Origin of the sequence: Micromonospora phaseoli (genome assembly GCF_900109115.1) — a bacterium.
In the GTDB taxonomy this organism is placed as follows: domain Bacteria; phylum Actinomycetota; class Actinomycetes; order Mycobacteriales; family Micromonosporaceae; genus Micromonospora; species Micromonospora phaseoli.
Genome location: NZ_FNYV01000002.1, coordinates 459,928 through 473,182, shown reverse-complemented (window position 1 = coordinate 473,182; position 13,255 = coordinate 459,928). Strand labels below are relative to the sequence as shown.

The 13,255-nt window shown below is 71.1% G+C and carries 11 protein-coding genes; 8 read left to right on the top strand and 3 right to left on the bottom strand.

From position 1 onward, the window contains the following. Positions 1 to 26: 26 nt before the first annotated feature. The 4 genes from BMY89_RS06920 (at position 27) to BMY89_RS06905 (ending at position 6,267) form a co-directional block, all read left to right on the top strand. Positions 27 to 2,444 (top strand): family 43 glycosylhydrolase, encoded by a 2,418-nt coding sequence (locus BMY89_RS06920; protein WP_092376679.1) that lies wholly within the window; start codon positions 27 to 29, stop codon positions 2,442 to 2,444. A gap of 34 nt (positions 2,445 to 2,478) precedes the next feature. Continuing rightward, on the top strand, positions 2,479 to 3,111 hold the full coding sequence (locus BMY89_RS06915) for a hypothetical protein (RefSeq protein ID WP_092376676.1): 633 nt from the start codon (positions 2,479 to 2,481) through the stop codon (positions 3,109 to 3,111). A gap of 71 nt (positions 3,112 to 3,182) precedes the next feature. Beyond that, complete coding sequence (locus BMY89_RS06910; protein WP_092376674.1) at positions 3,183 to 4,217, top strand: WxL protein peptidoglycan domain-containing protein; 1,035 nt, start codon at positions 3,183 to 3,185, stop codon at positions 4,215 to 4,217. Between the two features lie 115 nt (positions 4,218 to 4,332). Further along, complete coding sequence (locus BMY89_RS06905; RefSeq protein ID WP_092376671.1) at positions 4,333 to 6,267, top strand: copper resistance CopC family protein; 1,935 nt, start codon at positions 4,333 to 4,335, stop codon at positions 6,265 to 6,267. Here the strand turns inward: BMY89_RS06905 and BMY89_RS06900 are convergent. Beyond that, positions 6,254 to 7,246, bottom strand: a complete 993-nt coding sequence (locus tag BMY89_RS06900; protein WP_092376668.1) for a helix-turn-helix domain-containing protein — start codon at positions 7,244 to 7,246, stop codon at positions 6,254 to 6,256. The genes BMY89_RS06905 and BMY89_RS06900 overlap by 14 nt on opposite strands. A gap of 59 nt (positions 7,247 to 7,305) precedes the next feature. Here BMY89_RS06900 and BMY89_RS06895 point away from each other — a divergent pair, with 59 nt between their 5' ends. From BMY89_RS06895 to BMY89_RS06885, 3 genes are all read left to right on the top strand, one after another. Beyond that, positions 7,306 to 8,529, top strand: a complete 1,224-nt coding sequence (locus BMY89_RS06895) for an MFS transporter (RefSeq protein ID WP_092376665.1) — start codon at positions 7,306 to 7,308, stop codon at positions 8,527 to 8,529. Positions 8,530 to 8,594: 65 nt separating this feature from the next. Next, entirely contained in the window at positions 8,595 to 9,494 is a 900-nt protein-coding gene (locus BMY89_RS06890) for a carbohydrate kinase family protein (protein ID WP_092377511.1), read from the top strand. 94 nt (positions 9,495 to 9,588) lie between these two features. Further along, positions 9,589 to 10,119: an AAA family ATPase gene (locus BMY89_RS06885; protein ID WP_092376662.1), complete on the top strand. Its 531-nt coding sequence runs from the start codon at positions 9,589 to 9,591 to the stop codon at positions 10,117 to 10,119. Here BMY89_RS06885 and BMY89_RS06880 read toward each other — a convergent pair. Further along, positions 10,105 to 10,986 carry an LLM class F420-dependent oxidoreductase gene (locus tag BMY89_RS06880; RefSeq protein ID WP_092376659.1) on the bottom strand — a complete coding sequence of 294 codons (882 nt, stop codon included), beginning with the start codon at positions 10,984 to 10,986 and terminating at the stop codon, positions 10,105 to 10,107. The genes BMY89_RS06885 and BMY89_RS06880 overlap by 15 nt on opposite strands. Before the next feature lie 98 nt (positions 10,987 to 11,084). Between BMY89_RS06880 and BMY89_RS06875 the strand changes: the two genes are divergently transcribed. Next, the gene (locus tag BMY89_RS06875; protein WP_092377509.1) at positions 11,085 to 11,780 is read left to right on the top strand and encodes a class I SAM-dependent methyltransferase; all 696 of its coding nucleotides are present in this window, start codon (positions 11,085 to 11,087) and stop codon (positions 11,778 to 11,780) included. Positions 11,781 to 11,865: 85 nt separating this feature from the next. Here BMY89_RS06875 and BMY89_RS06870 read toward each other — a convergent pair whose 3' ends face one another. After that, entirely contained in the window at positions 11,866 to 13,080 is a 1,215-nt protein-coding gene (locus BMY89_RS06870) for a S8 family peptidase (RefSeq protein WP_092376656.1), read from the bottom strand. Between the last annotated feature and the right edge of the window lie 175 nt (positions 13,081 to 13,255).

Genomic DNA, 13,255 nt, shown 5'->3' with positions numbered 1-13,255 from the left:
AGACAAGTGATCAAGGAGGATCTTCAGTGGTACAGCACGAGCGAAGGACGGCCCGACGACGGGCCGGGGCGATCGCCGCGGTCGGCGTCATGCTGGCCGCGGGGTTCGTCGCGACGGCACCCGCCCAGGCCGCCGAGACGGACCTCATCGTCAACGGCGGATTCGAGGACGGCCTGACCAGTTGGTTCGTCAACAACGGCAACGCCAGCGACGGCGCCACGCTCTCGCCGACGACGGACGCCTACTCCGGATCGAGCGCCGCGCTCGTCACGAACCGGGCGACGACGGGCTCCGGCCCGATGCAGGACCTCAGCGGCAAGGTGCAGGCGGGGCAGACCTACTCGCTCACCGCCCGGATCAAGTACGAGAACCCGAACGGCCCCGCCACGAAGCAGTTCTTCGCCACGATGCACTACGGCGCGGCCAACTACACCAACCTCGTCAGCGTGACGGCGACGAAGGGCCAGTGGGCGCAGTTCAACGGCATGTTCACCGTCCCGGCGGCGCAGAGCGTCTCCACCGCACGCCTGTTCTTCGAGACGCCCTGGACGAGTACGCCGTCGGATGACCCGGAGGTGCACCTGATGGATTTCAAGCTCGATGACGTGTCGGTTGTCGGTGCCGCGCCGCCCGCTGCCCCGTCGAAGACCGTCGAGGTCGTCGGAAAGCTGCCCGGCCAGCACAACCCCTTGATCGGGCACAAGTTCGGTGCCGACGGGTTCGGCTTCGTGCACGACGGCCGGGTGTACATGTACATGACAAACGACACCCAGGGGTACGCGCCGGACCCGGTCACCGGCGTCTCGCCGGGCATCAACTACGGCGACATCAACCAGATCACCGTCATCTCCTCGGAGGACCTGGTGAACTGGACGGACCACGGTGAGATCCAGGTGGCCGGCCCGAACGGCGTGGCCCCGTTCACCAACAACTCCTGGGCGCCGGGGATGGCCAAGAAGGTGGTGGACGGCGAGGAGAAGTTCTTCCTCTACTACGCCAACGGTGGCGGGTCGAGCAATGTGATCACGGGCGGGTCGCCGCTCGGTCCGTGGAGCAGCGAGCGCACCAGCACGCTGATCGACGGCCGTACGCCGGGTGCCGAGGCGGTCGCGTGGAAGTTCGACCCGGCCCCGTTCGTCGACGACGACGGCGAGCCGTACCTCTACTTCGGTGGCGGTCCGGCCGCGACGAGCATGCCGGCGGCAGAGCGCTTCAACAACCCGAAGAACCTCCGGTCGATCAGGCTCGGCGACGACATGGTGTCGACCGAGGGCACGGCTGAGGTCGTGGACGCCCCGGTGGCCTTCGAGGCGGCCCAGGTGTTCAAGCGCGACGGCAAGTACTACCTCTCGTACTCCTCGCACTTCGGCGGGAACGACTTCGGTGGCAACCAGACCCCGCTGCCCGGCTACCCCGGCGGTGGCCAGATCGGCTACCTGATCTCCGACGACCCGATGGTGTGGCCGAAGGAGACCTATGCGGGTGTGCTCTTCCCGAACCAGTCGCAGTTCTTCGGCGCCGGCACCGGCGGCAACAACCACCAGTCGGTCTTCGAGTACGAGGGCAGGTACTACTTCACCCACCATGCTCCGACGCTGAACAAGCGGATCAACGGGGACACCACCCAGGGGTACCGCAGCCCGCACATCCAAGAGTTGACCTTCAACTCGGACGGCACGATCCAGCAGGTCGTCGGCACCTACGCCGGGGTGGACCAGGTCCGCGACTTCGACCCGTACCGGGTGTTCGAGGCGGAGACCTTCGGCTGGAGCAAGGGCGTCGCCACGGTCAAGGTCGACGGCGGATCCGCCCAGTTCGGCGACTCGGCACCGAATCTGGTGGTACGCGACATCGACAATGGCGACTGGACGGCGTTGTCGTCGGTGGACTTCGGTGCGGGCGCCCGCAGCGTCACGGCGAAGGTGCGTCCGCTGGCGGCCGGCGGCCAGATCCAGATCCGGCTCGACGAGGTCACCGCGCCGGTGGTGGCGACCATCCCGGTCGACGGGCCGCTCGGCGAGTGGACGGAGTTGACCGCTGAGCTCGACGGCGTCGCCGGGGTACACGACGTGTACTTCACCTACGCGGGACCCGACGGTGTCGACCTCTTCGAACTCGACAACTGGGCCTTCGAGGCCGCCGACGGCGCCGACCTGCCGGTCACGGTCAGTGCGCAGGTGCGGTGCGTGGGCGGTAGCGCGTACGTGGCGGTGCAGGCCCGTAACGACCATGACGCTGCGGTGGACGTGGTGCTGGAGACCGCGTACGGCCAGCGGTCGGTGCCGAACGTTGCCCCCGGGGCGAACGCCTACCAGCAGTTCAACGCGCGGACGGCGTCGGTGCCGGCCGGCGCGGCGACCGTCCGGGTCACCGCAGCGGCCGGCGGCAGCGACGCGACGACCGTTCGTACCGCCGAATATCCCGGCGTCAACTGCGGCGCCTGACTCCCACCCGACACGAACGACGACGGAGCAACGGATGAGCACATGGAATCGCAAGCGGCTGCTCGCGGCGGGTGCCGCGGGTGCCCTCCTGGTCGGGACGGTGGCGGTCTCGTCGCCGGCCCTCGCCGAGCCCGGCGACAGCGCCGACGTGGAGGTGACGGTGGATATCGAGGAGATCGAGGAGCCGGGGGTGCTGGCCCTGTCGATCGCGGGGGACTCGGTGGCGTTGTCGGAGGACGGCTCGACCCTGCTGGTCCGCCAGTTCGTCGGGACCCTGCCGACGGTGACGGTGACCGACACGCGTACGTCCGACGAGGTACCTGACAACGCCGCCTGGGCGGTGTTGGGCAGCGCCACCGACTTCGTCGGCGGCGCCGGCCAGCCGCCGATCGGCGCCGGTCACCTGGGCTGGCGGCCGCGGCTGCTCGACGGTGGGGACACGGGACTGGTGAGTGAGGGCGAGGAGGTGGTGACCGTCCTCGACGAGCCGACGCAGCCGGGCAACAACGTGGGCCTGGTGGACCAGGAGTTGCTGGTGTCGACGTTCGACTCCGGGGCCGTCGCCGGTGACGCGTACTCCGTCGACGCGGACCTGTTCCTGCGTACTGCGCCGGATGTCGCCGCGGGTTCGTACACCTCGACGTTGACCCTGTCCCTGTTCGAGTAACAGCATGGCCCGGGGGCCGCCGGATGGCGGCCCCCGGGCCGGCTACCTCTTTTGCGTCGAAGGGCTGCCTGATGATCCGAACCTCGTCGCGGGTGTGGTCGCGCCTGATCGCCGTGCTGGCGACGGCGCTGATCGTCGTGCCGGTCGCGCCGGCCGCCGGGTCGGCCGCGCCGACGACTCCGACGGTGACCTGGGCCGTGCAGCCGGCCAACGAGCAGGGCCCGGACGGTCGTCGGTGGATCGAGCGCACGCTCGACCCGGGCCAGGTGGTGACCGAGCACCTCGCGGTCCGGAACTTCAGCGACGCCGCGGTGGTGTTCGCGCTGAAGGCAGCCGACGGCTACCTGACCGACAAGGGACGCTTCAACATGCTCGCCTCCGACAAGGAGTCGGTGGCCGGTGGCACCTGGATCGACGTGCGGGAGACGGTGACCGTCGGGCCGAAGCAGACGAAGGTGGTGCCGTTCACCATCACGGTGCCGAGGGATGCGACACCGGGGGATCACCCGGCCGGCATCGCGGCGACAGTCACCAGCGGCGCCGGCACGGTGGCCGTGGAGAGCCGGGTCGGCTTCCGGGTCATGATGCGGGCCAGCGGCACCGTCACGGCCGCGCTCGTGGTCAGTGACCTCAGCGCCAGATACGAGCGCTCGTGGAACCCCTTCTCGGCCGGCACCGTCCAGCTCACGTACACCGCGACGAACCAGGGCAACGTCGCGGTGACCGGCGACGGCGAAGCCCGTGTCACCGAACTGTTCGGCCTGGTGAACCGGGACACGGAGGCCCAGGTCGAGGAGTTGTTGCCAGGCGGCAACCGGCAGGTCGAGGTACGCGTCGACGGGGTATGGGGGTTGGTACGGCTCAACTCGACGATCGAGGTGACCCTCGCCCTGTCCTCCGGCGAGGCGGCCGGCGCCGAGATCCGGCCGGGAAGCGCCACGGTGACCGGGTGGACCCTGCCCTGGCCGCAACTGGCTCTTGCGGTCGTCCTCGTCGCGGTGGTCCTGGCCGGCCGGAGCGTCGTCCGCCGGCGTCGTCGGCGACTCGCGCAGCTGCTCGCCCGGGCCCGCGAGGAGGGCCGCAAGTCCGTACTCATCGACGGCTGACGAGATCGTGGAGATCGATCGCCGAAATTCTGGCTGACGGCGGCAGAACTTTTGCCATCTGAACAAAAAGATGAAGAGCTATTGAATAAAGCGGCAGCACCACAAGGATGATCTGATGTGTCCCCTCCCTCGGGCTGCTGACCGCGTGGTCGCGGGTCTGCTCGCGCTGGTCCTCGCCTCGGTCGTCGCCTTCCTCGGCTCCGCCTCGCCCGCTTCGGCGCACGGCACCCTGGCGACGTCCACACCGGCCGATGGCGCCACCGTCGACGAACCAGTGACGGCGGTGCGGCTCTACTTCACCGAGAAGGTCCGCGAGGACGCGTACTTCACCATCACCGCCCCGGGCGGCGAGCGGGTCGACACCGGCTGGACGCATGGCGAGCCCCGGCCGCTGGACCAGCCGGTCCGGGAGTACTTCCTGGTGAACGGCGTTTTCGAACCGCGTGAGTACACGACCGGCTTCGCCGCCGTGGTGACCCTCGCGCACCTGCCGGCAGCGGGCAAGTACTCGGTGAGCTACCTGTCGGTGGCCTCGGACGGAGATCCGGTACGCGGCGCAGTGACCTTCCGCTACACGGGGAAGGCGACGGCGGCACCGTCGGGTTGGCAGCCGCCGACCGGCCAGCCGGCGCCGGCGTTGCTGGCCGCCGCGGAGCAGCACGGCACCTCCGGGAACCAGCCGGCGCCGGGTGCGTCGACGGCGCCGGCCGCCTCGCCGGTCCCGTCGGCGCCGGCCACCGCGCCGGCTGCGGACGATTCGGGGGGCGCCGGCCCACTGGCCTGGATCGGCGTGGCGGTGGCCATCGCCGCGGCCGCCGGTTTCGTCGCCTGGCGACGCAGCCCGGCCGGCACTGGCCGAGGCCGGGGACCGGCACGCCGGCCCGGCGGCGGCTCCCGGTCCCGAGGTCGGCCCGGACCCGCCCCGCGTGGTGCCGGCGGCGGCCGACGCGCCACGTCCGCAGCCGCCGGTAAGCGGCCACCGGCGACTGTCCCGGCAGCGCGGCCCGGCACGGCGGGCACGGGCGGCACGGTGGGCACGGGCGGCACGGTGACCCCCGCCCGGACGGCGGTCGCGGTGAAGTCCCGGCCGCCGACGGCTGAGTCCGCTCCCGGTCCGGCGTCCCGGCGGCGCGACACTCGGCTCGCCCTGCTGGTCGGTGGTCTGGTGGTGGCGCTGCTGGCCGGGTTCGGGCTCGGCCGGATCGGCGGCACCGACCAGCGCACCGCCGCCGGAGCACCGCAGGCCATCGCGCCCGCCGGAGGACCGGCGGTGGCTGCGGGCGACGGTCATCAGCACCCGCCGGGCGCGGGACCACACACCCACTCCGGTGACGGTCCGGCGCAGGCGAGCGGAACGACGGTCAGCGCCGGCGGTTACACGCTCAAACCGGTGCTGCGCTCCCAGCCGCCCGGCGAATCCGTGGACTACCGCTTCCGGATCGTCGGTACCGACGGACAGGCGGCGACCCGCTTTACGGTCGTACACGAGAAGCCACTGCACCTGATCGTGGTCGGCCGCGACCTCGGCGGGTACCAGCACCTGCACCCGACGATGGCGGCCGACGGCACCTGGAGTGTGTTGCTGAAACTGCCCCGAGCCGGCGGCTACCGCATCTACGCCGACTTCACCGTCACGAGCGCGGAGGGCACCCCGCTGCCGCTGGTGCTCGGCGTCGACCATGACGTGCCGGGCGGATACCAGCCCGCCGGTTTGCCGCCGCCACAGCCGCAGGCGACGGCCGGGCCGTACGAGGTGTCGATGGCGGGTACGCCCACCGTGGGGGTCACCACGCCGATGACTTTCCGGGTCAGCCGCGCCGGTGTCGGCGGAGTGACCCAGTTGGAGCGCTACCTGGGCGCGTACGGGCACCTGGTCGTGGTCCGTGAGGGTGACCTGGGCTACCTGCACGTCCATCCGGAACCGGAGCTCGTCGACGGGGCGGTCACGTTCTGGCTGACCGCACCGAGCACGGGACGTTACCGGGCGTACTTCGACTTCCAGGTCGACGGGAAGGTGCACACCGCGGAGTACACGATCAACCTGGCCTGAGGTCCTCCACCCGGGCCGCCGCGGTGGCCGGGTCACCGGCCGCCAGGGCGGCGCCGCGGGAGGTGTGCCAGTAGAGCACCTCCCGCCCCGAGCGGCGTTTGGTCACCATGCCCGCGTCGAGCAGTACCCGCAGGTGGTCACCGACCGCACCCACGGACAGCCCGGTGAGCGCGGCCAGGTGCGAGGTGCTCAGCGGCGTGCCCAGCCGGACCAGGATGGCGGCGCGGTTCGCGCCGATCAGCCGGTCCAGCCCGTCCGGCGTGGGCGGGGACACCTCGGCGAGGATGCCGCTGGCCGGGTAGACCATGCCAAAACGGTCCTGATCCCACACCACCCAGCCCCGGGCGCAGTGGGCCGGGACGAACACCAGTTGGTCGGCCCGGTCAAGCGGCAGCGGCGCGGCGGGATGGTCGTTGACCTGGAGCCAGCCGTCACCCAGCCACCGCATCCCGGGGTTGAGGTCCGCGAAGAGCCCCGCCCACCCCTGAGCGCTCAGCCGCGAGGTACGGGCCACCACGTCGGCCCGCAGCCGGCGTTCCCGCTCCGGCCACTCCGGGCGCACCGTGTGTGTCCACACCCAGTCGAGCAGGTACACCACCTGCTCGGTCAGACCGTCGTGGCACAGCACCTCGGCCAGCGGTCCCGGGCGGGTCGCCCGCAGGTCGGCGCGGATCTGCTCGTCGGGACGGGCGGCGACGACGGCCAGCTCCTCGGCGAAGGTCGGCGACGCCGTCGCGGGCGGCAGGGTGAGGAAGTCGGCGATCCACCGGGGCGCGAAGGCCGCCGCCAGCAGCGCCGGCAGCATCGGCCGCCGCGCCAGCATCCGCTGGTACGCCGCGAGGTGCCGCCGCTGCCAGGAGTGTTGCCACGGATGGCGGGGGCTGTGCAGCGTCTTCAGCGCCGCCACCGTGTCGGTCATCGGCGAGATGACGAACCGGCTGCCCGCCAGTAGATCCACCGGCACCCGCCAGACCGACATGTTTCGCCCCCAGCCGTAACTCTACGGCTCCGCACCGCCGGGGTTCGAGGATCATCGGCGTGAGGACGTACTCGGAGTTGTTCGCCGTCCGCGAGTTCCGCAATCTCTTCGTGGCCAACTGCGCCGGCATAGCCGCGCACACCACCTCGGCGCTGGCGCTCGGGTCGCTGACCTACGCGGCCACCGGGTCGGCGCTGCTCACCGCGCTGAGCATGTTCGGTGCGCCGCTGGCCAGCGTGCTCGGCAGCCTGACCCTGCTCTCGGCCGCGGACAGCCTGCCGCCGCGCCGGGCGTTGACCTTCGCCGCCCTGGTCGGTCTCGTCGGTGCGGCGCTGCAGGCCGTTCCCGGACTGCCGCTGTGGGCCCGATTCGTGGTGATCCTCCTGGTCGCGTACGTCGGGTCGGTCACCGGCGGTGCCCGGTGGGCGCTGATCAACGACATGCTGCCGGCCGGCGCGTACGTGTTGGGCCGGTCCACGATGAACGTCAGCGTCGGCGTCATGCAGATCGCCGGGTTCGGGGTGGGCGGGGCGCTGCTGGTCTGGCTCAGCCCGTACCAGGTGTTCCTGGTCGCCGCCGGGCTGCGCGCCGTCGTGGTGGCGGTGACCTGGTTCGGTCTGCGGGAGCGACCGGCCCGGACCGGGGAGCGGACCTCGACGGCCCTGACCATGCGGGTGAACCGGGAGCTGTGGGCCGATCCAGGACGCCGATCGCTCTACCTCAACCTGTGGCTGCCCAACGGTCTCGTCGTCGGCTGCGAGGCGCTGTTCCTGCCGTACGCCGGGGACCGGGCCGGGTTTCTCTTCGCCGCCGGTGCCCTCGGCATGCTCGCCGGCGACGTGCTGGTGGGGCGGTTCCTGCCGGCCGCCGCGCGCCAGCGGCTCGTGCTGCCGCTGCGGCTCCTGCTGCCGCTGCCCTACCTCGTCTTCCTGCTGCGCCCGGAGCTGCCGTCGGCAATGCTCCTCGCCCTGGTCGCCTCGGTCGGGTTCGCGGCATCGCTGCCGCTGCAGGAACGGCTGATCGACCACTCGCCGCCGCAGGCCCGGGGTCAGGTGCTCGGCCTCCAACAGAACGGGATGCATGCCGGGCAGGCGGTCTTCGCGGCCCTGGCCGGGGCGGTCGCCGACCTGCTGCCGACGCACCGGGCGGTCGCCGTGCTGGCCGGGCTGTCGCTGATCACGACGCTGCTGCTCACCCGGGGACTGCGCCTGACCCAACCGGTGGGCGCGCCGTCAGATCGCCCGAGTACGCCGACTCGGGCCGAGGGGTACGGCCGGCGGTAGGGCGGATGGCGGCGCTCAGCGGTGTCGGGATGCAACCGATCTGGGCCCGCCGACGTCCGATCGGCATGAGGATTCGTCGAGGCGGGCGACTGGCGGTCGTCCCACTGCTGTTGCTGACTTCTGCGGCCTGCGGCCAGCAGGCCGATGACACCGGCTCGGGAGGTTCCGACTCTCCGGAGCGGTCCTACTCCGCCGACGCGGTGGTGTTCCGGATGGACTACGTCGGCGGGTTCGTCACGCCGGCCATGCTGGCCACCCGCCTGCCCGCGATCAGTGTGTACGGCGACGGCCGGGTGATCACCGAGGGGCCGGTCACCCTGAGCTATCCCGGCCCGGCGTTGCCCAACCTCCAGGTGGGCACGATCAGCGCCACCGATCTGCAGGAACTGATCAAGGCGGCCCGCGCCGCGGGTGTGGGCGGCCCGGCCGACCTCGGCACGCCACCGGTCGCCGACGCGGCCTCGACGCGGTTCACCGTGCTCGGTGACGCCGGCGTCGAACAGTTGGAGGTGTACGCGCTCGCCGAGGGGGCCGGCGGTGCGCCGGGCCCGGACGCCGACCAGGGCCTCACCGAGGAGCAGCGGGCCGCGCGGGACAAGCTGCGGGACTTCGCCGAGTCGTTGACCGCCGAGTCCGGTCCGCTCGCCGCCGCGCAGGCTGATTCGCAGCCGTACGCGCCGACCGCCGTCGCGGCTGTCGCCGAGCCCTGGGTCGCCAACGCCGAGGCCGGCGAGCAGGCCGAGGTGCCGTGGCCCGGCCCGGCGTTGCCCGGCACCGAACTCAGCAAGGACCTGGGACTGGGCTGTGTCACGGTGACCGGTGACGAGGCGCAGGAGCTGCTCACCACCGCGGCGAGCGCGACCTCGGTGACCCCGTGGGCCTCGGACGGCAAGCGTTGGACGGTGACCCTGCGGCCGCTGCTGCCGGACGAGACCGACTGCGGTGACCTGGCGACCAACCGTTGATCCGGCGATCCGGGCGGCCAGGTGACCGGCCGCCCGAATCGCTGCCGGTGCCGCCCGGCGGGCTGTTCGGGTCGGCTGGTTAGGCTGCCGCGCGATGAACACACCGTCTCGCATCCTGGTCTACGGGGTCCACGGTTCCGGCAAGTCCACCCTGGCACAGTGCCTGGCCGAGCGGCTCGGGGTGCCCTGGTACCCGGTCGACGACCTGCTCTGGGAAGCCAACTGGACCGAGGTGCCGGTCGGGCAGCAACGCAGCCGGATCGAGGCGATCTGCCGGCGGGACCGCTGGATCCTCGACGGGGCGTACCACGGCTGGCGGGACGTGCCGTTGGTCCGCGCCGACCTGGTCATCGCCCTGGACTATCCGCGCGGGCTCTCCTTCCGGCGACTGCTGCGGCGCACGCTGCGCCGGCTGGTGACCGGGGAGGAGATCTGCAACGGCAACCGTGAGACGCTGGGCAGCGTCCTGTCCGCCGAGTCGGTCCTGGTGTGGCACGTCACCGGGTACGGCCGGGAACGGCGGCGGATGCGGGCCTGGCACGGCGACCCCACCGGGCCGCCGGTGCTGCTGCTCGACTCACCGCAGGCCCTCGAACGCTGGTTGGCCCGTCTACCGTCCCGGTGAGAGGTCGGCCAGCCGGTCCACCACCCGCTGCTGCGCCAGTTGCTGCGCGAACTCGACCGGGTGCCCGTCGGGCATCGTCTGCACCTCGGTCACGCCGAGTGCCGCGTACTGCGCCACCTCGGCGACGAACGCGTCGACGTCGGCCAGCGGCGGACGGGTGACCAGCACGGTCTTGGCGATGCTGTGGTAGTCCCGGTCCTCGGCCGCGCAGTGCTCCCGCAGCACGTCGAGCTTGTGCGCGACCTCTGCCGGGCTGGTGCCGAAGAGGTTGCACAGATCGGCGTGGCGGGCCACCAGCCGCAGGGTCTTCTTCTCGCCGCCGCCACCGATCATGATCGGCGGATGTGGCCGGCTGATCGGCGCCGGCACGTTGAGCGTCTCGGTCAGTTGGTAGTGCCGGCCGTCGAAGCGGCCGTCGTCGTCGCTCCACATCTGCCGGCAGATGTGCAGCGTCTCGTCGAGACGTTCGAATCGCTCAGCCACCGGGACGACCGGAACGCCGAGGCCACGCATCTCACGCTCGTACCACGACGCGCCGATGCCCAGCCGGGCCCGCCCGCCGGACAGCACGTCGAGCGTGGTGACGATCTTGGCGAGCAGGCCCGGGTGCCGGTACATCACTCCGGTGACCAGCACACCGAGGGTCATCCGTTCCGTTGCCGCCGCCAGGTAGCCCAGCGTCGTGTACGCCTCGAGCATCGGCTCGTCGGCCGACGCCATGCCCTCCATCTGGAAGTAGTGGTCCATCACCGTGAACGCCGAGACGCCGGCCTGCTCCGCGATCCGGGCGGTCTCCGCCAGCGTCGGTGCGATCTCCGCCGGATCGGCCGGTGTGGAGAAGTTCCAGTAGTGCAACCCGAGCCTCATCACACGGCCTCCCCGTCGGTTGTCGGCACTCCACACTACGGCGGCTGCGGCGCGGTATGCACCGCACGGCCGTGGCGGGGCGTGGCAGCATCGTCCGGATGAGTCACCCCACCGAGCCGATGTACGAGTCGTTCGCCGCCGAGTTCGAGGCTCACGCCCGGGACGGCGCCTACAACGCCCACTACGACCGACCGGCCGTGCTCGACCTGCTGGGTGACCTGACGGGTGCCCGGGTGCTGGACGTGGGTTGCGGTCCGGGCCTGTACGCCGAGGAACTGCTCGCCCGGGGCGCCGTCGTCACCGGCTTCGACGCCAGCCCGGAGATGGTGCGGCTGACCTCGCGCCGGTTGGGAGCCCGCGTCGACGTGCGGGTCTGGGACCTGGAGCGGCCGTTGAGCTGGCTTCCGGACGCCACCCAGGACATCGCTCTCATGGCGCTGGTGATCCACCACATCGAGGATCGGCGTGCGGCCCTGGCGGAACTGCACCGGGTGCTCCGCCCCGGTGGTCACCTGATCGTCTCGACCACGCACCCGACCAGCGACTGGCTGCTCACCGGGGGCGGCTACTTCGACCGGGCCCCGGTGCGGGAGACCTGGCAGGAGAAGTGGACGGTGCGGTACTGGCGGCAGCCGCTTCAGGCATGGTGCCAGGAGTTCTCCGACGCCGGATTCCTCATCGAGCGGCTCGTCGAGCCGCAGCCGGCCGAGACGATGGCCGCCCGCTTCCCCGAGGTCAACGAGAAGTTGTCCCGGTCGCCCGGCTTCATCGCGTTCCGGCTGCTGCGCCCCTGACCCCCCGCCCGCCGATCTAGGGACAAGTGTCGCTGGTCGATCTCCAGCAACGACGAATGTCCCTAGATCGACGGGAGGGAGGGGGCTACAGGTTGCGCTTGTTGAGCAGGAGGTTGGGGGTGCCGGAGAGGGTGCCGGTGACGACACCGCTGGTCCCGTTCGACACGATCCAGTTGTGTACGGTCGCCTGGCTCGCCTCGCCGTACGTGGCCTTGTAGAGCGCGGCCGTTCCGGCGGCGTGCGGGGTCGCCATCGACGTGCCGTTCAGGCTGGAGGTGGTGGAGGTGGGGTAGGTGGAGACGATGGCCGAGCCCGGGGCGTAGATGTCGACGCACGATCCGGTGGAGGAGTAGCTGGCCCGCGCGTCGGTGTTGGTGGTGGCGGCGACGACCAGCGCGGCGGAGAGGTTGCGCGGCAGCCGGTCACACGAGTTGCCGCCGGTGTTGCCGGCGGAGGCGGCCAGGAAGACACCGCTGTTCATCATGTTCGTCAGGGCGGTGGCCAGCGTGGCGCTGTAGGTGTAGTTCCAGGAGGCGTTCGCCACTGCCGGCTTGCTGGCGTTGCGGGTCACCCAGTCGACCGCGCCGACGGCGGCGGAGAGAGTGCCGCCGCCCGAGCAGTTAAGCCACTTCACGCCGTACAGCCGCACATTCTTGGCCACACCGTGGCTGGTGCCGCCGACGGTGCCGGCCACGTGCGTGCCGTGGCCGTTGCAGTCGGTGTTGTTGCTGTCGATGGCGTTGTAGGCGAACGTGGCCCGGCCCCCGAAGTCGGGGTGGTTGGCCTGGATGCCGCTGTCGATGATGTACGCGTGCACGCCGGTGCCGGTGGAGTTGTAGGTGTAGCTGCTCGACAGCGGCCGGTTGGTCTGGTCGATCCGGTCGAGACCCCAGGACGGCGGGCTGGTCTGGACGGCGTCGACCACGTCGTACTGGAGTACGTCGCGTTCGATGCTCAACACGTTGGAGTTGTGGGCCAACTCGGAGACCTGGGCGGGGGAGAGCCGGGCCGCGAACCCGTTCACCGCACGGTGGAAGTAGGCGGTGGGGGCCGCCTTAAGGGCCCGTGCCGGTACCGTCGCGTCGGTCCCGGGCTTCATCGTCACGACGTACGCACCGGGAATGACCGCGACGTCCGTCGCCGCCTGCGGAGTGGTGATCGGGAGGGCGGCGGCCCGGTATGGACCGCCGGCGGCCATCGCGGGCTGCGGCAGCGCGAGCAGGGTGGCGGCGACGGTGGCCATCGTGATGCCGGTGGCGACCGCGACGCGCCGCAGGTGCGGTAGGCGTGCTTGTGACACAGAGCCTCCTCAGCAGCGGATCATCCGACGTGGATGATCAAGAACGCTGAAGGGAGGTTATATAGACCAACCAGAAAATATAAGTATGGGAATGTAACGAGTTTGTTCCCCTCTTGCGCACGTCGCCGCGCCGCGACTTCAGCGGGTGCTGCGGGGCGACGGTGGGCGCCGGTAG

Coding starts and splice junctions, on each gene's coding strand:
- BMY89_RS06915 (WP_092376676.1), top strand. CDS start 2,479: ATGAGCACATGGAATCGCAAGCGGCTGCTCGCGGCGGGTGCCGCGGGT.
- BMY89_RS06910 (WP_092376674.1), top strand. CDS start 3,183: ATGATCCGAACCTCGTCGCGGGTGTGGTCGCGCCTGATCGCCGTGCTG.
- BMY89_RS06905 (WP_092376671.1), top strand. CDS start 4,333: ATGTGTCCCCTCCCTCGGGCTGCTGACCGCGTGGTCGCGGGTCTGCTC.
- BMY89_RS06900 (WP_092376668.1), bottom strand. CDS start 7,246: ATGTCGGTCTGGCGGGTGCCGGTGGATCTACTGGCGGGCAGCCGGTTC.
- BMY89_RS06890 (WP_092377511.1), top strand. CDS start 8,595: ATGAGGATTCGTCGAGGCGGGCGACTGGCGGTCGTCCCACTGCTGTTG.
- BMY89_RS06885 (WP_092376662.1), top strand. CDS start 9,589: ATGAACACACCGTCTCGCATCCTGGTCTACGGGGTCCACGGTTCCGGC.
- BMY89_RS06880 (WP_092376659.1), bottom strand. CDS start 10,986: ATGAGGCTCGGGTTGCACTACTGGAACTTCTCCACACCGGCCGATCCG.
- BMY89_RS06875 (WP_092377509.1), top strand. CDS start 11,085: ATGAGTCACCCCACCGAGCCGATGTACGAGTCGTTCGCCGCCGAGTTC.